Below are 22,204 nucleotides of genomic sequence, written 5' to 3'. Positions count from 1 at the left end.
CAATTCAATGGTTCTCAATTGAGCATACGCCTAACTGCGTGAGATTACACACTACAAAATTTATGGTTAAAGCTATGAAATATTAAATAAAGTGACAAAATTGACAACTAAGTCAATATTTTGACTGTTGTTGTGGTTTTTTCATTGCATCTGATGAGATGTGCCCCTAATATTTCGCCAGCATCCGCCCTAACTAAAATCAGGCCTAGCTTGATTCAGACTTCGCTAACACGCAGTCCTATTATAATCGGTGCCCAAAAACTAAACGTCAGGAATTAACGAGCAGTGACGCTAACAAATACTAAAAAAACAAGCCCAAGTACGCCTCCGCGCAGCACGCACACCTTAAATAGCACAGACGCTTTAGCCATGATAGAACACGGTAGTGACGTCACACTTACTGTCACAACCCCTGTTGGCACGTCTTTTCGTTGCGCCTCTAAGTTCATTGGTGCCCATTCTGATCACCGAATTTTACTGGAAATGCCGCGTATTTCTGAATCTGACCTCAAAGACTTCTATCAAGAGGGGTTCTGGTTGATCGTTCGCGCTATTTCACAACGCGGTGAAGGGGGTGTAGTACAGTTTCGCTCGCAATTGCTACACATCATTGATGAGCCCGTCTCGATGTTGGTACTGAGCATTCCCCAATCAATGACCATCACAAATTTACGTAAAGAAGCACGCTATGAGGTGAATTTAGGCGCCATGCTAGAAGTGGGAGAAAGGCGTGTTCGCTGTGAAGTCCGCGACATGTCGAAAAGTGGCTGTCGATTTATTCTGCCAGCATTAAGCAAACACCTGACGATTGGAGAGCCTGTTACACTTGTCGTGCAATCCGAAACCATAAGGGGCGCTCATTCCCAGCATTATCAGGCCCAATTTGTAATGTCCAAAAATCCAACCACTACAATGGCTATGGAATAAAATTTGATGAGCTTGGCACCAGTAACGCTAAAGAACTGCTGTCCTTACTAAAATTCGACGGCACCAAGTTTAAACTACGCGCATAACGCAAAAAAAGCCTAAAGCCCCCAGCGTTAATTTCCTTAAGATGCCAGGCAAATGTTCTGGCTTTTTATTCCACCTTGACTCGCGTGCTATTTACTCAGTGCATGTGATTTTAACGCTTTGTTTATTTCAATGCTTTCGTTAAGAAATATCGTTCATTCGACAAAAAAGGGTGCTCGTGTAATGTCATTTTTACCTGGTAGCCATGGCGCTCATAAAACGGTCTCGCCTGAAAACTAAAGGTATCTAGCAAACTGGAATGGCAATGGTGCTCTTTAGCGAATTGTTCCGCTTCATTCAGTAACTGACTACCAATTCCCTTCCCTTTAGCGCCATCATCAACCCAAAGAAATTTAATACTCAGCCATTGACCCAAAATCTCAGCCGTCAGACCACCCGATTTGGTGCCATTTTCATAATACGTGAAACACGCAAACTCAGTAAAAAACACATCCCCTAAATGCGCCACATTGTGGGCAATCACGCCGTTTCTAATATCCGCGACATCTTCATCGGACGGGTTAGTCGTAATAGTAATATCCATTGCTCTCCCTAATGCCAGTCAACAGTCTTCTACTCAGAGCAGGCTTGATGATGATTTGTTGCAGCTCAGCCAATATCTTGCCAAAAGATGAGGAAAAACCTTGCCCATCACTATATCCTGCAATACCCCGCCATTGGCTTCAATTACACCGCGAGACGCCATATTGTCTTCATCTGCGGTGATCATTACTTGGGTCAAGCCAAGCTGCCGCGCGTTAGGTAAAGCTTCAGCCAACATACGCTTACCTAACCCTCTCCCCTGAATCTTGGCGCTATATCATACCCGATGTGCCCAGCTTCAAGCGAAAGGAATGGCGTGTCAATGCGATGCCGAATCCGAATGGCACCCACAATAGTGCCTTGATTCACGAACCAAAAATGACTGCAGGGCACATACCCTTGCTTTAAGTTCACGCCTTGAGCTTCGTCCAACAAGCGTTGCACATAACCAGAGAAGTCCAGCACGCCCTCACGGTAATAATCACTGTTGCTCACATCATGCTTTGAGAAATCGCTATAAAACTCACTAAAAGCCGCTTCGAATTTCATGGAAGGGGAAACTAGCTTCATCAGCGTTCTTCCTTTTTCGTTTTATCAACAAGGAATAAACATATCGAATCTAGCGAAGTGCGACAACAAGAAGAGAGGGAAAACAAAAAAGAGCAGATAAATACCTGCTCTTTCTTGAATACTGCACCAAATGAACGGTTGCGATTAACCGCGAATTTAGCTGAACACTAACGTACTTTCACACAAGTCACGTAACCAGCCGTATCGACCGTCGTTGTCTGTGTATTACTACCTGATGCACCAACATAAAAACGTAGCGCATAGAAGTTTCCATCTTGAGCATGACCTGGGTCAGTACGTCTAGTGGCATTGGTATAGATTCTACGATCAGAGCCTGCATTTGCACTTGTACTGACTGGCCAACCCGTTACCGGACCCATTTGGTAATTGGTATCGCCATTAGCGCTGATCATTGTTGTCGTCAAATCAATCATCCCGTCAAGCTTGTTCGTGAATTCAGGCACGCCCGCATTACCACTGCTCTCATAAAAGTTATTGCTGTAGACAGTACTTCTCGTCCCCATCGGCAAATACCATTGGCTATTTTCAGTGTATAAATTGCGGCAAGCTTTGACTATCTGAGGATCAGTATCTAGACCAACGTGATTATAAAGCGCCCATTCAATACCATTGATGGTTTCAGAAGCATGGGCATCTGGAATCAATGCCCCTAAGTTTGCTTGATCTTTCAGCTTTGTTTCGGCGACAGACAGTGGACGGTGGTAGGCAAGCGCACCAATCTCCATCTCACGAATAGGTTCGATGCCACGTTTAGTTGCATCAGCCGCGTCAAAGTAAAGACCACCAGTCACACCTTTTGCAGCAGCACTTGATACGCAGCGCTCACCAAACTCGGTCGTAAGACAGTAATTAACATTTTTGCCAACGAAGTTACGAACATCGACGGTTTGAGTGCCGTCAGCAAGCCAGTCGTAGTCATCAATCACGCTATTACCGTTTGAATCGGTGACGTTATCTCGCAAGCCGATCTTATAGATATTGCCTGTGTGCTGCTCGGTACCAGCGCTATCACCCGCAGGGCCATTTTGATTGTCTGTCGCAACATTCCAAACGCCCGTTGATGCCGACTCTTGATAGCCATGAACCACAGCAGTGAGCTCTTTGTCATACTCAAGCGCGCCAGTCAAAACGATGCCCATTGCGTCTGCAGGTGCAGAGCAGAAACTGGTATCAGATGGCGTGCCAAGTTGAGTTTTAGGTTCGACACAGAACATCAGAGAGTTACCCACATGCTCTTGTGTCACTGTCAGCTCGCAGCTTGTTGAGCTAGTGCAATCGTCTAGTGGTACACCGCCAATTTCCCAAAACGCGACAGTGTCGCCTTCAGGGGCATCATCCGCTTGAACATAGGTATAAGTACCTACGATCGTCTCGCCCACTTCTTGAGTCCCGGTAAACGCCACATCGGTTGCTGTCGGAGGCGTCTCTAGTTTAACCGAAATATCTTCATCCATCGGAGCACACGTTTCTGCGCCATGCGTTGGAGTACCGATTGCGGATACTGGTGTCACACAGAATGACAATCGAGTTTTGTCATCGAGATCGACGACGTTATAAGAAAGATCCGTCGCACCATCAATCGCGGTACTATTTCGTTGCCACTGATACGTCGATTGGCCTTCTTTATCACCATCTTCATCATGGAACTCGTAACTGCCCGTTACTCGTGCGCCAACGTAAGGTTCACCACCCGCAACAACCGTTCTCGCCTCTGGCGCCGATCCTGGTACGGGTACAATAATGCCTGTGGCATCAGAACACACTTGCTGACCAATAATAGGCACATTTTGCTGAGTCTTTGGCGTGACACAGAAGCGAATCGCTTTATTTTCTGAGTTTTCGGCAGTCAAAGTAATCGTTGCTGATGTTTCATCCGCAATGGGCGTCATGTTCGCTTGCCATTCCAGCACACTGTTTCCTTCCGGAATATCTTCTGGATGGAAGTAGTCATAGCTGCCCGTCACCGTATCACCGATAGCAGGATCCGTGTTATCTAGCACAACGTTGCTCGCTTCTGGTTCTTCACCGAGTGGCTCACTCACTTCTCTTGCGCTACTACAAACTTCTTCACCGACACTGTTCACTGAACCACGTGCTACCGGAGTCACACAAAATTGAACCATGTCACCTTTATGAGCATTCATTAGTAGAAGCTCTCGTTCAGTGCCCAGCACTTCGTCCAATTCATTAACCCATTGGTAACGGCTATCTGCTTCTGGTCTCGCTTCTGGGTTCGGGTCAAAATAGGTATAGACCCCTTCTACTCTCTCCCCTACGTTCAACGCCGGACTAGACACTTCTGTTGCGCGTGGAGGATAGGTATTATTACCTTCACCAATATCCATATTGTCTTCAGAGCAACCCATTAAGGCTGTCATCACCACTACTGCTAGGGCACTTTTTCTAAACTTCATATATTTCTCTTCCGCTAAATTATTTCATGATCAACTGACACGACCATACTTTCACTTGCTTTTGATTGCATTATACGAGCTTTCACACTTATTCGATTAGCTTTCATAGCGAAATGTGTGATCTGGAAATGATAGTTATTGAAAATGTGTTATTCAGATCTCGTAAGCAAAAAAAATAGCCTCCAAAGGAAGCTATTTTGATGATTACATTGTGTTTTCTAACTGCTATTTGTTGCTTATTGCTTAATCAAATCAATTTGAACAGGCAGCCCATCTTTACAGTTTACGCTTACAACCGTGGTTGGCCCTTTACGGCGCAATGTCACGTTATCCATAGGCTCACTCAGTTGCCAAGCCCCGATCAAGGTGACCGCTACAGGCGCGACTCGACTTAATGTGTGTCGTTCCATGTTCAAATCTGGGTTTGCGACACTAAGCGCCAGCTTGTCATCTTCACCTTTTGCCATGACCACCGCAGACGTGCTGATTGCACGTACCCATTTATCGTTCGTGCGGACAAAACCGAAAGCGGTATAACCGGTTACGCCAGTTTCTTTGTCATGAACAATATGCGCATTACCATCTTTACGTATCACTTCGTATGGTTGGCTCGGTGAATAGGTCATTTCTTTTGCAACTTCAGCCATTTTTTCAGGCGTCGCATCAAGAATCACTATATATTCATACTCCTCACCCTTCGGTGCTTTACCATGGTCAATCCACGCAGATGAGAAGCTGCCTTCTGTGGGTTTCATTCGCTGGTTATCAAGTGACTCTTGGTGCTGACGTCGTACATGGACATCCCCACCTTTGACCACATAATAACCATTCCCCATCCCATCAATGACCCAATCCCCTTGAGAAAGGGTCGCTTCATATGGGAAGTCGGTGATGAGCTCACCATTCACGTACATACTTTGCGTTTTATCCGTTAAACCGTGCTGGAACAACGTCGTTTCAGTATTGTAAGCAGAGCGACCATTACTAATATTGCTGCCGACCAAAATCAGGCGATTATCAAAACTAAACACCGACTTCTTCGCCGTAAAGCTTGGGTCGATAAACTCAGGCCAACGTGTTGGGTTTTCTAGGGTAAAACCAAACGCACCATATTGGCCTTTTAGATCGGTTGCCCCATTGAATCGGGATTCATTGTGCAACATGGTCGTGTGCTCACGAGGTGAATTTAACAGCTCCCATGGTAAGTGGATGGTTGTTGCACCAGGCATGCGGTTCCAGTCCCAACCGTCCTCATAAAAACCATACTCTTTCTCATCACCCCACTTGTGGATCTGCACGCTGCCATGACTTTGGTAACGACCAAAGCGGTTGGCTTTTTGATAGATCTCAGAAGACCAAACATAGCGGTTCCAGCCTTTCATTGTGACCATCTTGTCTTGGAAGCGATAAATTCCCATTGCGGCGTAGTTATACGTATACGCACCTTGTGGGTGAGCTTCTGGTGCGACGTCAGCACCAAAAATTGCTTTCCCTTCTTCTGCGGATTTATCCGTAATTCGCAGGTAAGCTTGAGCAAGTTCTCTATCAAAGCCTTCACCATGAACCCCCGCTTTTGCGAGCCACTCATAACCGTTCGCGACTCTCTCAATAGACACGCCAAAGAAAGGACGACGACCATTAGTACCAACCCCTGGGTTAGGGTTACTGTAAATACGCGCCGACATCATGGCGTGCTTGAGGTAATCACGCGACTCTTGAGACAGCTCAAATGGCGATTCACGCAACAAATAGGCACCAAATGATGCAAAGCGTAATGCCGCAAATGAGTAGCCAGGGTAGTTACCACGGTGTCGCCATGCTGTACCATCTGGTCGGAAACCATCCGCATAACCCACAGGTGTTTGCGCTAAGTTACCGGAAATAAAACCAGAGAATTTGTGATACAAGGCAACGCGCTCTTTTACATCATCTTCAAGCAGCAACATGATCATTTGCGCCAATAGCAAGGTGTTGTAATAGTCCATATCTGAACTTTTCGGCCCGACCTTCATGGCAAATCCACGCTCTCTAAATTCACGTGAGAACCACATCAATGAATCGTGAATTGGCTCTAATAGCCCAGCTTCACGCATCGGCTCTTCCATTAATAACACAGAAGCGTACCAACCACGTGTTGGGTAACCCCAGTGGTGCGTTGCCACCAAGCTCGCTCCTTTTTGGAAACCTTGATCCAATAGGTGCTCGGTCATTAGCATGTATTTGTCATGCATTTCTTGCTTGATTTCTGGATCTTTGGTGACTTTCCAAAGACGGGCAACACGCTCCATCAACTCGGCATAACTACGTAAGCGCTGATATTCACCAACGTAAGCAGCATCAGTTTCGTTGAGATGTTCTGGCAAATAGATTTTAATCTGATTCTGAGTCAGTAAGTGAGCACCCGTAATTACGCCATCTTCTTTGCGTAAATTGTACTTGTCGTACTGATTACGGATCTCTTCGATAACACGTTTGCCAGATCCCATGTTAGCCACATGGTAATCAATCAATTCCGTTTTAATTCTATCGAGTGCCGCCAATTCTTGCTCTGTTGGCTCTGGCAATTCACTTGGCAACTCATAGTCAATTTCAGGTAGCGTAATCTTAGTCGTGACCATATCGTCCGACCATTGATAACGAATATCATCCAAGCTCACCATCATACGGTCGATGTAGACTTCGCCTCCCTCCTCAGAGTTTTGCGCCGTCACTGTCAGACCTTTCATTTTTGCAGAAGGCGACCCTTGCATATCACGATGGAACGCCAAACCAACAGTGCGCCAACCCGTGAAATTAAGTTTCATTGTGAAGTTACTGCTACTTGAGCCAAACTCAAATTTCAACTCGCCATCGCTGGCTTTTTCATTGTAAACCCATAGGGAGAAGACAGAAGATGCGCCACGGCCAAAGGCGCGGAACGACTCTTCTGGAGTGTAGTAGTTGAAGGTGTGATCGATGTGTAACTCATCGCCACTTTTCCAATTCCATTTCAGTGATTGTTCACCATAAATGGAGCGTTTCTTGGTGTATTCAATCGCAGAGTCTTCATTGACGGTGATGTAATCTGGAAGCGTCTCTTCTTCAAAGCCAATAATTTGAGATTCAAGTGGGTTGTGTTCGACAACCTCTACTGCTGTCTCTTGAACTTGTGGTTCTTCGCCAACTTTTTGGATCTCTTGACCTTTTGGTAGATCTTGTACATTTTGCACTTCTTGTGCTGGTTTTTCTGTTACCACAGGTTCCGCTATCGCGACACCACACAGAAGCAATGAAGAAACCATCGCTGCAATCGGTGTCGCTCTAAATGGCATAGCTCTAAATGGCATAGCTCTCAGCGTTGTTTTCAATAAAGATACGTTCGTCTTCATATAAGATTCCTTTTCAAAGGTGAGGTTCTCCTCACCTTTGTAATTGAGCCAAGCTAATGTTATTTGGCTCATGTTAAGCGATGATAATTAGATGCGTTTTAAATTCAGTTGCACGCTTTCAGCATTAACCGTTGTTACACTCAATAGCGTATTACCCGCTTTGTTTGCCGTGACAGATACCCCTTCAATTGGCTGCGTTAACTGCCATTGACCATTTAGCAAAACATTGGTGACAACTGGTTGTGATGGGTGGTCTTTCCACGGACGTGAGTAAATGCTAACTTCTTGAAGTACACCATTTTCGTCGTACTGACTCTCATCTTTACCTTGGTAAAAACTGAAGTCTGGATTGACGATGGATAGTGAAAGCGCGCTGCCGTTCGGCGATGCCATCAACATAGCGGGCGCATCAATACTGCGTATCAAATCATCATCAAGCTTCGTGCTCGCTTCAAACATCGCATATGCGGTTGTGTTTGTTGCTTTGTCCCACACGATATGCGCCGTCGAATCCTGCTGTAAGACATCCATTGGGCTGTCTTCCAACATCATTTGCTCAGCAAACTGCTCCGCCACTTTTTGGTCAGTATCAACCAAGACGATGTATTGGTAGCTGGCTGACTCTGGGGCATTACCGTGATCAATTACCGCAGTAGCAAATTTACCCGTCGTTGGCTTACTGGTTTTCTGATGCACAGAGGCTTGCTCGCCCTGATTTACCTGTACAAATTGCCCATTTGGAACGACGTAAGCGTTATTGGCAGGATCCATCAATACCGTTGGCGATTCTTCAGTCGTCGATACTCTGCGGCCATCAGCAGGGAATGACGTACCATTGACGATGGCAGCCTCTCCTTCGTGACGAATAGCATGCTGGAATAAGGTCGTCTGAGTTGGATAACGAGCATCTTTAGACGCGATATCCGTTCCGAGCGCTACAATGCGATCATCAAAGAAAAACACCGATTTGTTGGCATAGAAAGAGGCATCATATTTAGGGTGGCCTTGAAGTTTTAATGCATACAAACCATTGCCGTTGTGGCTTAATCCACCGACATACGTTTGTTCAGTTAACAACATCTCTTCTAGGCCGCTGAATCGGTCAACGTTACGCAGCTGTGCGTTAAGCGCTTCAAAAGGCAATTGAACCGACGTAATACCCGGCCAGCGATTCCAATCCCAACCATCATGGCTAAAGGCACGATTTTCGGCGTCGCCGGACATGATCTCTAACTGACCATAATTGATATAGCGGCCGTAACGGTTAGCGTTAGCGTAACTTTCATTACCAACTAAATAACGACTGAAACCTCGAACCGCAGCAACCCAGTCAGCACGACGCTGAATAGAGAGGCTTGCAAAGTTCATCGCCCAGTTTCCGCTAGCAATAGGCGCTTCTTCAATGCCCAGCTCATGCAGCTGCTGACGATAGCGATTTTTTGCCGGAGCCAAACGTAGATACGCTTGCGCCATTTCAACATCAATGGCTTGCTTGCCATCAGGAGAACCTGCGTTGGCAAGGTGTTGGAATGGTTCTAAATCGATCGTTTGCTTACCCGTTGGGTGACGGCCCGAAACGGACATTAAGGTGTGCATATCTTGGCTATAGATTTCTCCCATCTCGACAACATGTTTCAGTTGCTCATGAGCAGGCCTATCTATTGCGTAAGTGGTTTTGCTTAATGCTTCAACCACAGGGGTTAAGCCCTTAAGTGCACCGCTGGCATACGCAGGGTAATGCTGGATATGGTGGAACACTGAACCGTCCGCTTTAAAGCCACCAGACATCCCTTCCGAAGTGATGATTGACTGTGATAACCAAGCGGAGAACTGCGCTAACAACGTCGCTTGCACCTGGTCATTCGGTTGCATCAAAATGCTATAAAGCATGGCGCGCAATTGGGTGTTCATGATATCAACGTTGAAATTGGTCAACTCATTGTCTGGCGTGTAGATACGGCCTGCATTTGAGAACCAAGCCATCATTTGGCTTACATCGCCTAACAAGCCATGCTCTTCTAGCAGTTCTCGGTTTAGGAAGTGCGCTTCGAATAAAGGTCTAAAACCATAGCCAATATGGTGAGAAGTACCCAAACCGCTGCCCGACTCATAGCCTTGATCCAAGGCAAATCGCGTCAACAATAGGTATTTTTGCGTTAACTCTGCTTTTTCTTGCGCTGAAATATCGCTATGTAACGCGCGAGTAATTTGCAGCACAAGATCGCTGTACTGACGCACATCGATAACATCAAAAAGCGTGTCAAAGCCATCTTCATTTAGCAGCCCCTTATTCACGCCTTTATCAAGGAAGATCTTAAGGCGGTTGCCGTTGCCAATCGTGGTACCCGATACGTAACCATCAATATCTTGAAGGCCGAATTCGTCATAGCGTTGCTGAATATCGGTAAGATCAACCGTACGCTTGCCGCCTTGTAAAATGAACGACTCCAGACGTGTGCTGACCTTTTCGACACTCGCCGCATCAATCGGAGCATTTTTAGCACCACTTAATCCGTCTCGCATGTAGCCATCATATAAATAATGAGCCAACCAGTGACGGTTTGGAGCGCTATCAGCAGCTAAGTTGATAAAAGAAACCACGTTATCACGAGTAGGCCAACGCGGATCAACTGGAATACTTGGCATGAGTTGATCGAAATAAAGCGTGCCTGGCTGAATGCTTTCAGGGACATCGACTCGTAAGAAGTTCATTCCTTCTTGTGGCGAGCCAGTCATGTCTCTAAAAGGAATCAGCAAATGGCGCCAACCCGTAAAGTTGAAGTCTATGTCGAAATACACTTGCGCTTCGCCGTCGGTACCGAAATTAAAGCGAACCGATTCCTCCTGCGCGACGGCGTTATAAACCCAAGTCGAGAACGTACTGATTGACTGATCGGTGTCATTAGCAACAAAGTGTCGGTAGCCAACTGGCTGGTCAAAATTAAGTGACGCTCCCGGAGTAAAGCTCCAAGCTAAACTATGCTCACCATCTTTGGCGTATTTCTGATTCAATACTAGCGAGTCTTTTTCAGAAGGATGAATCGTATCTGGCATCCCCTTTTCAAAGAAGTACATATAGCCACCAGGCTGTAAGTACGACTGGTTGTCTAACGTCTCTTTATTTGCTTCGTTGTCACCGCACCCCATCAAAGTGATAGAACCGATAACCAATGCTAATTTAGATAATTTATACATATTCATTTATACAAAAGTCTGTCTTTAATGGGGGATTAAAAGGAGTAAATCGCACGACCGTACGCCATGGCATTTTTTGATGTGTCATCCCAGTCATACTGAACACCTAGGCTGTACGAAAAGCGTCCATCCGTTTCTAGCATCATATCGAGGTAACTTTGATAACGGATATTTTCTCTAGAGTTTGCTTTGACAGTAAAGCTATCGCCACCGCTCGCTAAACGCGCCGTAACAGTTAAATCCTTATCCAGCGTGTCGTAGTTAACATGGCCACCTAGCCTAGTATGAATCGCGCCAATACCGGTAAACCAGGTATGACCCAGCTCTAAGCCAACGCCAAGCAATAACTCGTCGTAAAACTGAGTGTCATAGACAAGTGCCGCAGCGGAACCTGTCGACTTTGTTAACACGCCGTTGTTGTTGTACTCACGAACATAATCTTCGGAATAGCCGTCCAACATCACGGTGTTATAACTGGCAGACATCACAGGAACGATAGAGAAGCTTGAGACATAAAGTGGGTAACTCATATCTAACTGAAAAGCGGTAGTCGTACTATGAGTACGCCCATCAGCATTATCATGCCCAGCAAAGCTTGAGCCGCCTTCGATGGTACGCGTCATTTTGTGCGCACCGCGGCCAATAATGCCTCGGCCAGAAAAGTTCACATCTTGCCACATGGTTTGACCATAGACTGCGGCTTGAAACGTCGCTATATCGGAAGAACTCGTCGACATACGTGAACCAGTTTCAATGTATTGATGGCTAAATGCCAAACCAACAAGACTGCCACTGGCTAGAATTTTATCAAAACCCAATGCCGCACCCGCTGATGAAGAATTAAACCCATCGTATCGATTTGCGCCATCAGAAGTAACATAAGAGGTTTGGTCGTTGCCTAACGCACTAACCCAAAAGTTCGATTGCGCTGGAATACCAAGAATATTGTCGCGAGTTCGCTTCTTTATGGCATTGGCAAACAGTTCTTGCGATTGAAGTACGGCATAAACATTCGCACCACTGCGATCTGGTGTGATGGTTCGAGCTAAACGAGCCGCTTCTTCATCGGTGGTTGCCGATGACAACAAAGCAAGTAGCTCGGTATTGCCACTCGCTTGCGCTTGCTCTAGCAATGTATTTAATACGTAAGCTTCGGTTGAATCTGCGCCACCTCTAATTGCAGAATCAACAACAGAACTCGAAGTCGCAGCCACTTGATATTGAGACCAAGCGGCTTCACCAGTAACCCCGCCTTTATTCGCCAATGAATAAAGCGTTGTCGACGGTAATGCGTCATATGAGTGTGTACTGCTTTCAGCATTAGATTGAGCTGAAACAAAAAATAAACCAAACAACACCGCGATTGATAGTTTAGACCGTGATGATATCTGGCTGGCATGCTGTACTGCCATCATGAATTCCTCGTGCAATAAAACAAAAGTTAAACTTGTTAATAATTCCGTAATTAAAAGCGTCAAATGAACCAAAGCTTTCACATGCTTTCAATCTATAATATTTCAATTATATTTTCAGTGATCACGACGTTATTTTTGAATTATACCTTATTTTTATTTTCGTGATGGATAACACGAAAGATTTCGAAAACATAATGTAAGATTATCCACAAGATTTTGGCATCCAATGAACCATTAACGGCGAATTCGATTTTTGGATTAAGAAAATTGTGGAGACTATGTAACCCATGTTTTTAAAAGCAGGCAGCGAAAGGAGCAAAACCATGAAGGTTAATGCTTTTGCCATGACAGCTGCGATAACCTTGTTATCAAATATTCCCACGGCAACTGCAACAACAGTTGGCCAATTTTATAATGAACTTGTTGCTGGGCAACAAGTTTCAATGACCTTTTTGAATCATTTGAAAACAACTGAAAGATATACTCGCTATCCAGATGCAAATGTGGATGGTATGTATCGCCAATATGAGTGGGGGCAATCGGTCGGTTTATTTTACAGTTCAGGCAAAGCGGGCTTTTCCAAAGACAACACTCTCGCGATGAGCTTTGATTTGGGCTACAACCACATGTTTAAGCTTGGTGCCTCTTATCCAGGTGACGTTCATAACTGGAACGCTGGTGAAAAAATATTCATCAGTGAAGACTGTTTTTGGACAGGCGGTGAACCCTATAAAGGACAATACAAATGTAATGATAGTAGTGGCTATGGCAAGCTTGCTGTTGCCAACGTCCGACTCGACTGGGGTAAAGGACGAGATCGTGGTTACGCTCGCGTCGGTGATGGTTTCTTTAATACCGGTATGATTACGTCGGCAGACTTGGACAGTGCACTACTATCAAGCTACCGTGGCGCCATGATGCAGCACTCGCAAAACGGCTATACCTTTGACGCAGGTTTCGTCACCGGTTTTATGGGTGGTAATGAAGCCAAGATGGGCAACCTAACGGGTAACTCCAACTATTACGACCCCAACCCACTCACGTACGACTATCTATACACGATGAGAATACGTAAAAACTACCAAAATGCAGGCTATCGTGCGGCATATGGTGAAGCACAAGATTACCTAAGACGTTCTCATGCGGAAGTGTGGTATCGCCATAACTTATCTGCCATGACCAATGTCTATATGAAAGGGCAATACTACTATAACCAAGCCGCAGGCGATTTATGGGAAGAAGATGTCAAGAAAGGCATGGCAGCCTTCGATAGCTACGCGTCCGCCGCTACCTACGAATTCCGCGTTCAGCACGATGCCTTTGAATTTATGTACGGTTTCACCCATATCGATGCTCCTAAACAAGGTGGTAACGGCTCCTTTAGTTACGGCTTTGGTAACGCAAAAGGTTACCTCAACCTACCAACCAACGGTAACTACCATGGATTCCGACGTGATGGTGAGGATGCTCGAGTTGTGCAAGTCAAATATGACTTCCGTAACTTTGGTCAGCCCGATCTGTTCATTGAATATGGTTATCACTGGGGCGAAGCTCCGGTCATGAACAAGATATCAGGTGGGACAGACTACGGCCGTGAAGAAGAACACGCAATCACGATCCGTTACCGCCCACGCACTGGTATGTTCAAAGGTGTCGTCTTTAATCTGCAACAAGCCTTCTTTAGACCTGACGATACGATGGCTGGCGTCATTGACAATGACCCATTCCCGAACCGTGGTGACAGAACCGCAACCAAGTTTGCTCTAAGCTACAAGTTTAACCTATAAAAAAACCATAAAAGCTAGCTTATTCAATAGGCTAGCTTATTTAGCTTTACGACTTTTATTATTTGTACCATTTCAATTATCAGAATTAATCACTTTCAAATAGCGAGAAAACATCATGAATCATTCAGGGAAGACATTCATTCTCGGCCAAACTTATCTATTCAATCCAGTTAACCACTCACTTGTGGATCAAACCAACAACGATAAAGAAGTAAAGCTGGGCAACAACGAAAACCGTATTTTACAACTGCTCATTGCACGCCCTAATGAAATCATAAGCCGCAGTGAATTTCATGACTTTGTTTGGCGTGAGCAAGGAATTGAAGTGGAAGATTCAAGTCTAACTCAAGCCATATCCACACTTAGAAAGCAGCTAAAAGACCCAACAAAAACACCACTTTTTGTTAAGACAGTTCCAAGACGAGGCTATAAGCTCATCGCGTCTATTCAACCTTCAGAAACGGACGAGTTTTCCGAAGAAACTGCATCATTTCAGGCAGCACCAATACCACTTTCTACGACCGTTCCCGATTGGTGTGACTCCGTGGTGGAAAACCAAAATTGGGCATCAACTACCGTCATGAAATCAGAACCAGTAGTCGATATTGTTCCAGCCATTAAACCGCCTTCGTCACTACGTGCAATGTGGGCGGTGATCGTTGCAACCCTACTATTGCCAATTTTGGCCTACGCCTATGCAGATTCACCAACCCAATCGTTTCAATCGCTTGGCCAAATTGATAGCATAAACATCGTCACTTCTACGCCACACGCTACGCTGTCTCAGTGGCACTCAACCATTGAACGATGCGTAACCAACTACACTCAAGAGATACCGCAGGACCAACGTCCAACCGAAGTCATCGTCACTGGTGGAAAAAGTGCCCAACTCGCTCTCAACTTCATTCACTCCGTTGAGCAGTCAAGCCAGAATACAACTATGCATCTATTTAGCACCACATCCGGCCTTCTAAATAATATATGTACACGAGACGTATAATATGAAACGGTCGTATGTCTTCGCTTTATTTTTCACCTCGGCGATATTCAGTTTTTGGCTATATAACAAGAGCGATCGAAAAATAGAGCGAGCCCTCACGGCCAATGAATGGCAAACTCATATTTCAGGCGTGGTCAATGAGCATCACTATCTGGACACTGAAATCGTCCCCTTACGTCACTTGAAAATCACGGCAAACGTTCGCTACTTACCCAATGGCGAATACTTTCGAGAATCGTCAATGCAGTGGTCAACTGATTCCTCAAAAGAGGCATCACTGATAAAAATATCTGAGTTTGGTACGTGGAAAGTGACCGATAATTATCTGTTAGTCTCTCCCCATGAGTTTAAAGATACGAGCGTTAACCCATCCGAGCCACTAACTAAATCGCAACTCGCTATTATCATGCAATTTCTGAAAATTGAAGCGCAACAAAGTCGCCGAGTGGACATCGTAAACAACAAAACGCTTCTTTTGACCAATTTAAGCCAAGAATCTTCATTACTGTTTTCTCGCTAATTCATCCTAGCTAGCTATTAGCCATTAACTATTAACTATTAACTATTAACTATTAACTATTAACTATTAACTATTAACTATTAACTATTAACTATTAACTATATTAATAAGGGTCGCTACCAAGCGACCCTTATTTACGATTACAAGTGGCAATCTATATCAGAGACGGTCCACTATTTGACTAACTGACATTCACCAAATGTGCCTGGATTATGGAAGTTAGGCTTTGGGGTATTCGGATCGATCCAAGTCATCCACGCCATGTCTATGTCACCATTCTCCATTTTGGAAAACTCCGCCCTCATCAGAGCGCACAGAAGTTGGGTTTGATCATCATTTTGCCAAAGCTTGAGATCTGAAATCGTTTCTAGTGGGATTTTCATTTCTACATGATAACCATCAGGTGTGGTGTCACCATAAGTTTCAACCTTGTCCCAATGCCAGACATCATCGCGACTGCCGATCTTTTTCGCTTCTTGATCATATTGAGCGTGCATGCTGTAAAACTGGGTGGTGGCATCCACTTCCAAGGTATAGTAATTCGTTAACTGCTTGGTCTTGCGCTAAGAAGATTTCCACACGATCAGAATCTAATGCGCCACGCTGTGGATCACTTCCAATGACAACATTGCGATCTTCTACGATATAACGAATATAGATAGCGTCTTCGTTCCAAAGTGCTTTAAATTGAGTTTTTGGTGGTGTAGTCGTTCGCCAAGGTAATGTAAAGCTCGTTAACGTATTGGCACTCTCCCAGAGTGTATTACTGTCTTTATCACCGAGTTGTGGCGTTATTTTTGTGTATTGGATTTGGTAAATATTTTCAATATCGTTAGTTTTTTCAGCAGCAATAAGTGAACCACTAAGGAGCAGTAACGCTGGTGCTAATTTCTTTATCATATTTATTTCCTTTACTAATAAAAAGGCCGATTTCAATCAAGTCAAAATCGGCCTTGTAAACGCTAACTATGTAATTACTCGCTCAATATTGCGACTTGAGAGGCCGCCAACATAAAGGCACCCGCACCATAGTCAATATTGTGCTCAAACTTAACATCTCGTGGATTGAACGCTGGCAGTTGAACCCATCCCATCATTCCATTCTCATGGATACATGGCTGTAGCGCTGTCCATGCTTTTTCTACCACTGGCATGTAGATTTCACGGTCCAAAAGACCATTATTGATGCCCCACGCTAAACCGTAACAGAACAATGATGTAGCACTGCTCTCTGGTGCTGGGAAGCTTTCTGGGTCTAGCAAGCTTGTTCGCCAAAAACCATCTGCCTGCTGATACTTAATCACTTCAGCCGCAAGGTCTTTGTATATGGCCAAGTACTGCTCTCTGCCATGAAAATCTTCTGGCATACGCTCCATTAAACGAGGTACTGACGCTAACACCCAGCCAATACCACGGCTCCAAAATACTTTTTCGCCATTGCTTTCACGTAGCTCTCCACCTTTGCCGTCTGGAATATAACGGTGATCTCGGTAAAATAAACCGGTTTCAGGGTCTAATAGATGATTAACGCTATCCCAATAAGCGGTGTGCATATAGTTTAGGTAGCGCTCATCGCCCGTTTGCTGAGAGAGCGCCGCAAAGGAAGGTGGAGCCATAAACAGTGCGTCACACCACCACCAGTCTTTACGGCCAGGCGCTGGGTCGTTAACCATAATATCGAGTGCTTTGATGGTTGGTTCTAGCGCTTCAATTTGATCCACCGTTGGGTATACATCGATATACGCTTGGCAACAGATATGGTCATCCGCAAAGCGGGCATTTGGGCCCGTTCTGAAACCGAGTATGAAGGGCGTAATCTAAAACACCTTCAAGATATTCATTGTCATCCGTTGCTTTCCAAGCCGCCGATGTACACGACCAAAACACACCACGCTCCCAATCGGTATCTTTAATAAAGCGCGTTTTACCACTACGACGAATAACACTACGTGTTTGATTGTTGGCTTGATAGCGATACACACGCTTCATCGTCGCCAAAATTTCTTCTTTTGTTCCTAAGCTCATCATTCAATCCTTATCTAAAGAAACAGTAAAACCAACAAGCTGTATTTGCCCTTATTACTGTTCTTTAAAATTAATAATTCTATCTACGAGATGACTTTCAAATAACAGATTAAAAAGGGAGCAGCGTTATTTCCTCACGCTAGTCGTTACTTTTTTGCTATTTCAAGTCGCTCATTTTTACATGGTCCATATCATGGAATGTCTGGTTTTCACCGACCATTGACCATATGAACGTGTACGCCGCGGTACCGACACCGGAATGTATCGACCAGCTTGGGCTGATTACCGCCTGTTCATTGCGAACCACAATATGACGAGTCTCTTGTGGCTCGCCCATGTAATGGAATACCAAGTTATCCGCTTGAATGTTGAAATAGAGATAGACTTCCATGCGACGCTCATGGGTATGGCATGGCATGGTATTCCAAAGGCTTCCTGGTGCGAGTTCTGTTAAGCCCATTGATAGCTGACACGTCGGCAGTACGCTTGGGTGCAAATACTTATTGATGGTTCGCACGTTACAATTCTCAGGAGAACCTAACGTTTCTACCGACGCATCTTCAACGCCAATTTTACGCGTTGGGTAAGTTTGATGGGCAGGTGCGCTGTTAATATAGAAACGCGCTGGAGACTCTGCCGATACGCTACTAAATTGGACATCTTTTGCCCCTTTACCAACGTAAAGGGCTTGGCGAGTACCAATCTCATACTCGACGCCATCAACCGTGATGATCCCTGGTTGACCAATGTTGATCACACCCAATTCACGACGCTCTAAAAAGAAATCAACGCCTAACTCTTTGCCACCTTGCAGCGCCAATGCGCTAACCGTAGGTACTGCGCCACCAACAATAATTCTGTCAATGTGGCTGTATGTCAGATTGATCGCATCTGGCTGGAACATGTCTTCAATCAAGAATTGCTCACGGATCCCCGCGGTATCCAGTTGCTTAGCATGATCACTGTGGATCGGTTGACGAATATTCATAATTATCCCTGAAATTTTATTTACTTACGGATTGGTATGCCCAATCACCATCAATCATGGTGTGATGTATATTTAGGTCGTTGTCGACCAAGGTAAACGAGGCGTTCTTACCAACAGCAATGCTGCCAAGCTGATTGTCTAGACCAAGGTATTTAGCCGGTACCGAGCTCGCCATCTGAACCGCTTCCCATTCAGGAACGCCCGCGCTAAAGATCATGTTGCGAACGGCTTGGTCCATGCTACAAGTGCTGCCCGCTAACGAACCGCATTTTGTTCTGGCTTGGCCATCTTTGACTGAAACGGTTTGCGCGCCCAGTTGGTAGTCTCCATCTTCTAGACCACCTGCTCTCATACAATCTGTAATAAGGGCAATGCCTTGATAGGTTTTCATGCGATAAGCGAGTTGCATCATGACAGGGTTGACGTGAACGCCATCGGCAATCAATTCCGCTAGCATGTCGTGGTAAAGAATAGCGCCAGCACAGCCCGGTTCACGGTGATGCAAGCCACTCATGCCATTAAACAGATGAACACCACAATCGGCGCCTTTATGGAAAGCTTCTGTGACTTGGGCATAATCGGCAGCGGTATGGGCGACAGAAACTTGAATATTTCGCTGTTTTAACCATTCGATACAATCCATCGCACCCTCTGTTTCGGGCGCAATCGCCACACGCATTAGCGTGCCATCAGCAACAGCGACCAACTCATCCAATTCAGCAATGGTGGCCGACTTTAAAAACGCAGTTGGGTGAGAACCTCGATTGGGTTCAGTGAAATAAGGCCCCTCTAAGAAACTACCAAGGAGACGAGCGCCGTGTTTCTGGTCTTCAGTCAGGTAGCGCTTAACGTTACTCAATGCATCAAGAATATCCTGCCATGGCGCAGAGACCGTCGTTCCTACCCATGCAACAACACCCGTTTCAGGAAGTGCATTGGCTATCGTTTGTAAAGACTCGGTGGAGGCATCCATAACATCCGAACCACCGCGTCCGTGAATATGAATATCGATAAAGCCAGGCAATAAAGAGAGATTTGGGAAGGTATGCACAGGCATACCTTCTGGTTTCTGCTTAGTTATCGCTTCGACTTTGCCGCTATTTATCACAACATAACTGTCTGATTCAATACCAGCGCCAGTAAATGTTCGTGCACACTTCACAGCAAAAGTCATCACTTATAATCCTTCCTCATCGCACAACACTGGCTCTGCTTTCATAGACTCTTCAAGCACTTTACGCATGTCTTGAAGGCAGCTGATACCAATTTCTTGCAACGTCTCAACTAGCTCGTTTAACGTTGTGTCTTCGCGTTCAAAAGCAGCATTGGCAATCATCGGTAAGTTTACGCCAGCCAGCAATTCAACATTAGGCGTATCCATCATAATCGTCATTGCACGATTACACGGCGAACCACCTGGAATGTCTGTTAGAAACAACACACCACTACCCGTTTCCACTTTATCTCGTGCCGCTCTTAACTGAACTTCAAGGTCATCAGTAGACATTGTTTCAAGAAAATCGACGAACTCAACATGTTGCTGTTCACCAGCGATTGCACGCATTGCAGATTGCATACCCGTCGCAAAGTTTAGGTGACCGGAGATAACCAGACCTATCATAATAAAACCTCAAGAAAAGAGAGGGGCGAACGCCCCTCTATAACACTTACAAAATACCGAGAGCGTGACCGATGACACCACCGATCAAGGCTGAGAAGATAAGAACAGGTGGTTTAGCCCAGAAGCCTGTTCCTTTCACCATTTTGAACATTAAGAACACCAAACCAAGCGGTAATAAGTTTGGCATTATCTTGTCGAAGAGATCGGTTTGCAGATTAACCACTGCCCCTCCCAACTCCAAGGTGGCGGTGGTCTGTACCCGTATAAAGGTGGCGGACAAGGCCCCAATAACGAAGATACCCATAATGTTCGCTGCTTTAGCCAACTTCTCCGTGGCGCCACTTAGGTTCACCATGGCAGCTGTACCCGCCTTGTAACCCATGAACATCAACCAGAAGTAAACAAAAAAGTGCACGGCTTGGTATAAGATAAAGAACACAAACGGACCAGCAATCGACCCTTCAAGTGCAATCGATGCACCTAAAGCAAGGGTCAGTGGCATTAACGTCATATGGTCAATCGCATCACCGATTCCGCCTGTTGGCCCCATGCCTGCGACTTTAACCACGTTAACCGTAGACGGCTTTTCTTTGTTCTCTTCCATCGCTATCGCAGTACCTAATAGGAACGTAAATAGTTTTGGACTCGCGTTAAAGAACTGAAGGTGGTTCTTTAGTGCTTTAGCAAAGTCACGCTTGTTATTGCCGTGAATTTTTTTCAGTGCTGGGATAATTGAGTAAGCGAAACCACCTAGCTTGCATACGCTCAAAGTTAAAGTTACCTTCCATGAAAAGTCCGCGAATTGAACAAATCCACAAATCTTTCTTGCTAATAACCTGTCTAACCGTTGTATCTTCATAACCATCAACGTCGTCAATAAGGCTTACGTGTTGGTCATTTTCTTTGCCCGTTTTCACGTCCAAAGTGTCAAGTAGTGTGGTATCAGATGCCATCTTCAAATTCCTCAACCTGGTTGTTATTGTTAGAGTCGCCATTGCCGCTAAAGAAGTAGTACAGAGCCGCGATTGATGCACCGATTACCGCTACTGCCATAATTGGTAGTTCTAAATACGTTGTCATAACGAAACCGATAAAGAACACACCCGCCACTTCTTTCGACCACATGATTTTAAGAAGCATCGCGAAACCAATTGCCGGAACCATACGAGCACCGATACCTAGGCCTTCAAGAATGACCGTTGGCGCGTTCTCATCAATCCATTTCGCCCCTTGCTCACCGAAGTAAACAGTGACAAATGCAACCACAGCGTAAAGTAGGGCACGTAACGTGATAGTGACAATCAACAACATATCTATGCCGCCACTATTCCCCCGCTCCGCAAATCGGTCTGCTTTACCCATCGTGAATGATGTCATCGCAAAGAAACCAATTACTAGCATTTGCATAAGAACCGCGATCGGCATACCGACACCCATCGCCACTTCTGCTGAGTGACCTGTCATCACTGCAAACGCAACTGCTGCAATCGTACCTAGCGTGACATCAGGCGGCTGAGCTCCTGCGTTTGGCACTAAGCCAAGCCATGCAAGTTCAAGAGTTGCACCAGCGATAAGGCCGATTTGCATATCTCCCATGATCAGGCCCACTACAGGGCCTGTAATTAGTGGTCGGTGGATGTTTAATGCGACATCGTATTTATCGATACCACAAAAAAACGCCCAAAGTGCGACCAGAAGTGCTTCCATTACCATCGTCTAAGTCCTC

The 22,204-nt window shown here is 45.4% G+C and carries 16 protein-coding genes and 3 pseudogenes; 4 read left to right on the top strand and 15 right to left on the bottom strand.

The window, feature by feature from the left end; all coding sequences use genetic code 11:
- Positions 1-285 precede the first annotated feature (285 nt).
- A pseudogene (locus AC0L66_RS21055) lies at positions 286-1,013 on the top strand (PilZ domain-containing protein).
- 122 nt (positions 1,014-1,135) lie between these two features.
- Here the strand turns inward: AC0L66_RS21055 and AC0L66_RS21050 are convergent.
- The 6 genes and pseudogenes from AC0L66_RS21050 to AC0L66_RS21025 all read right to left on the bottom strand — a co-directional run bounded on the left by AC0L66_RS21050 (position 1,136) and on the right by AC0L66_RS21025 (position 12,537).
- Complete coding sequence (locus AC0L66_RS21050; protein WP_473570771.1) at positions 1,136-1,555, bottom strand: GNAT family N-acetyltransferase; 420 nt, start codon at positions 1,553-1,555, stop codon at positions 1,136-1,138.
- A 33-nt stretch (positions 1,556-1,588) separates the two neighbouring features.
- Positions 1,589-2,124 (bottom strand): annotated as a pseudogene (locus AC0L66_RS21045) (GNAT family N-acetyltransferase).
- 167 nt (positions 2,125-2,291) lie between these two features.
- Entirely contained in the window at positions 2,292-4,559 is a 2,268-nt protein-coding gene (locus tag AC0L66_RS21040; RefSeq protein ID WP_473570770.1) for a hypothetical protein, read from the bottom strand.
- Between the two features lie 236 nt (positions 4,560-4,795).
- A complete protein-coding gene (locus AC0L66_RS21035) occupies positions 4,796-7,927 on the bottom strand; it encodes a chondroitinase family polysaccharide lyase (protein WP_473570769.1) in 3,132 nt (1,043 codons plus the stop codon).
- An 87-nt stretch (positions 7,928-8,014) separates the two neighbouring features.
- Positions 8,015-11,128, bottom strand: coding sequence for a chondroitinase family polysaccharide lyase (locus tag AC0L66_RS21030; protein WP_473570767.1), 3,114 nt, complete (start codon positions 11,126-11,128; stop codon positions 8,015-8,017).
- Positions 11,129-11,157: 29 nt separating this feature from the next.
- A complete protein-coding gene (locus AC0L66_RS21025) occupies positions 11,158-12,537 on the bottom strand; it encodes an autotransporter outer membrane beta-barrel domain-containing protein (protein ID WP_473570766.1) in 1,380 nt (459 codons plus the stop codon).
- 323 nt (positions 12,538-12,860) lie between these two features.
- Here AC0L66_RS21025 and AC0L66_RS21020 point away from each other — a divergent pair, with 323 nt between their 5' ends.
- From AC0L66_RS21020 to AC0L66_RS21010, 3 genes are all read left to right on the top strand, one after another.
- Positions 12,861-14,324 (top strand): OprD family outer membrane porin, encoded by a 1,464-nt coding sequence (locus tag AC0L66_RS21020; RefSeq protein ID WP_473570764.1) that lies wholly within the window; start codon positions 12,861-12,863, stop codon positions 14,322-14,324.
- Between the two features lie 115 nt (positions 14,325-14,439).
- Positions 14,440-15,324: a winged helix-turn-helix domain-containing protein gene (locus AC0L66_RS21015; protein ID WP_473570762.1), complete on the top strand. Its 885-nt coding sequence runs from the start codon at positions 14,440-14,442 to the stop codon at positions 15,322-15,324.
- 1 nt (position 15,325) lies between these two features.
- Entirely contained in the window at positions 15,326-15,844 is a 519-nt protein-coding gene (locus AC0L66_RS21010; protein WP_473570761.1) for a regulatory protein ToxS, read from the top strand.
- A 173-nt stretch (positions 15,845-16,017) separates the two neighbouring features.
- On the opposite strand, the gene AC0L66_RS21005 is transcribed toward AC0L66_RS21010, so the two are convergent.
- The 9 genes and pseudogenes from AC0L66_RS21005 to agaW all read right to left on the bottom strand — a co-directional run bounded on the left by AC0L66_RS21005 (position 16,018) and on the right by agaW (position 22,191).
- Positions 16,018-16,341 carry a sugar-binding protein gene (locus tag AC0L66_RS21005; RefSeq protein ID WP_473570759.1) on the bottom strand — a complete coding sequence of 108 codons (324 nt, stop codon included), beginning with the start codon at positions 16,339-16,341 and terminating at the stop codon, positions 16,018-16,020.
- Positions 16,325-16,744 (bottom strand): sugar-binding protein, encoded by a 420-nt coding sequence (locus AC0L66_RS21000; protein WP_473570758.1) that lies wholly within the window; start codon positions 16,742-16,744, stop codon positions 16,325-16,327. The genes AC0L66_RS21005 and AC0L66_RS21000 overlap by 17 nt, the downstream gene beginning before the upstream one ends.
- Before the next feature lie 74 nt (positions 16,745-16,818).
- A pseudogene (locus tag AC0L66_RS20995) lies at positions 16,819-17,869 on the bottom strand (glycoside hydrolase family 88/105 protein).
- A 157-nt stretch (positions 17,870-18,026) separates the two neighbouring features.
- Entirely contained in the window at positions 18,027-18,857 is an 831-nt protein-coding gene (gene kduI, locus AC0L66_RS20990; protein ID WP_473570756.1) for a 5-dehydro-4-deoxy-D-glucuronate isomerase, read from the bottom strand.
- A 16-nt stretch (positions 18,858-18,873) separates the two neighbouring features.
- Entirely contained in the window at positions 18,874-20,031 is a 1,158-nt protein-coding gene (gene nagA, locus AC0L66_RS20985) for an N-acetylglucosamine-6-phosphate deacetylase (protein WP_473570936.1), read from the bottom strand.
- Between the two features lie 3 nt (positions 20,032-20,034).
- Complete coding sequence (agaF, locus tag AC0L66_RS20980) at positions 20,035-20,478, bottom strand: PTS galactosamine/N-acetylgalactosamine transporter subunit IIA (RefSeq protein WP_428751968.1); 444 nt, start codon at positions 20,476-20,478, stop codon at positions 20,035-20,037.
- 46 nt (positions 20,479-20,524) lie between these two features.
- Positions 20,525-21,247 carry a PTS system mannose/fructose/sorbose family transporter subunit IID gene (locus AC0L66_RS20975; protein ID WP_473570755.1) on the bottom strand — a complete coding sequence of 241 codons (723 nt, stop codon included), beginning with the start codon at positions 21,245-21,247 and terminating at the stop codon, positions 20,525-20,527.
- Positions 21,177-21,431 (bottom strand): hypothetical protein, encoded by a 255-nt coding sequence (locus tag AC0L66_RS20970; RefSeq protein WP_473570754.1) that lies wholly within the window; start codon positions 21,429-21,431, stop codon positions 21,177-21,179. Before AC0L66_RS20970 ends, AC0L66_RS20975 begins: the two co-directional genes overlap by 71 nt.
- Positions 21,421-22,191, bottom strand: coding sequence for a PTS N-acetylgalactosamine transporter subunit IIC (gene agaW / locus AC0L66_RS20965; protein ID WP_428751970.1), 771 nt, complete (start codon positions 22,189-22,191; stop codon positions 21,421-21,423). The genes AC0L66_RS20970 and agaW overlap by 11 nt, the downstream gene beginning before the upstream one ends.
- Positions 22,192-22,204: the final 13 nt, after the last annotated feature.

Source organism: Vibrio sp. GJ43-1 (assembly GCF_055808835.1).
This window is presented reverse-complemented; position numbering and strand designations above follow the sequence as displayed.

Excerpts from the sequence above, each read along its gene's own strand:
- AC0L66_RS21010 (WP_473570761.1), top strand. The coding sequence starts at position 15,326 with ATGAAACGGTCGTATGTCTTCGCTTTATTTTTCACCTCGGCGATATTC.
- AC0L66_RS21050 (WP_473570771.1), bottom strand. The coding sequence starts at position 1,555 with ATGGATATTACTATTACGACTAACCCGTCCGATGAAGATGTCGCGGAT.
- AC0L66_RS21030 (WP_473570767.1), bottom strand. The coding sequence starts at position 11,128 with ATGAATATGTATAAATTATCTAAATTAGCATTGGTTATCGGTTCTATC.
- AC0L66_RS21020 (WP_473570764.1), top strand. The coding sequence starts at position 12,861 with ATGAAGGTTAATGCTTTTGCCATGACAGCTGCGATAACCTTGTTATCA.
- AC0L66_RS21015 (WP_473570762.1), top strand. The coding sequence starts at position 14,440 with ATGAATCATTCAGGGAAGACATTCATTCTCGGCCAAACTTATCTATTC.
- AC0L66_RS21035 (WP_473570769.1), bottom strand. The coding sequence starts at position 7,927 with ATGAAGACGAACGTATCTTTATTGAAAACAACGCTGAGAGCTATGCCA.
- AC0L66_RS20970 (WP_473570754.1), bottom strand. The coding sequence starts at position 21,431 with ATGGCATCTGATACCACACTACTTGACACTTTGGACGTGAAAACGGGC.
- AC0L66_RS21025 (WP_473570766.1), bottom strand. The coding sequence starts at position 12,537 with ATGATGGCAGTACAGCATGCCAGCCAGATATCATCACGGTCTAAACTA.
- nagA (WP_473570936.1), bottom strand. The coding sequence starts at position 20,031 with ATGACTTTTGCTGTGAAGTGTGCACGAACATTTACTGGCGCTGGTATT.
- agaF (WP_428751968.1), bottom strand. The coding sequence starts at position 20,478 with ATGATAGGTCTGGTTATCTCCGGTCACCTAAACTTTGCGACGGGTATG.
- agaW (WP_428751970.1), bottom strand. The coding sequence starts at position 22,191 with ATGGTAATGGAAGCACTTCTGGTCGCACTTTGGGCGTTTTTTTGTGGT.
- AC0L66_RS21040 (WP_473570770.1), bottom strand. The coding sequence starts at position 4,559 with ATGAAGTTTAGAAAAAGTGCCCTAGCAGTAGTGGTGATGACAGCCTTA.
- AC0L66_RS21000 (WP_473570758.1), bottom strand. The coding sequence starts at position 16,744 with ATGATAAAGAAATTAGCACCAGCGTTACTGCTCCTTAGTGGTTCACTT.
- AC0L66_RS21005 (WP_473570759.1), bottom strand. The coding sequence starts at position 16,341 with ATGCACGCTCAATATGATCAAGAAGCGAAAAAGATCGGCAGTCGCGAT.
- kduI (WP_473570756.1), bottom strand. The coding sequence starts at position 18,857 with ATGAATATTCGTCAACCGATCCACAGTGATCATGCTAAGCAACTGGAT.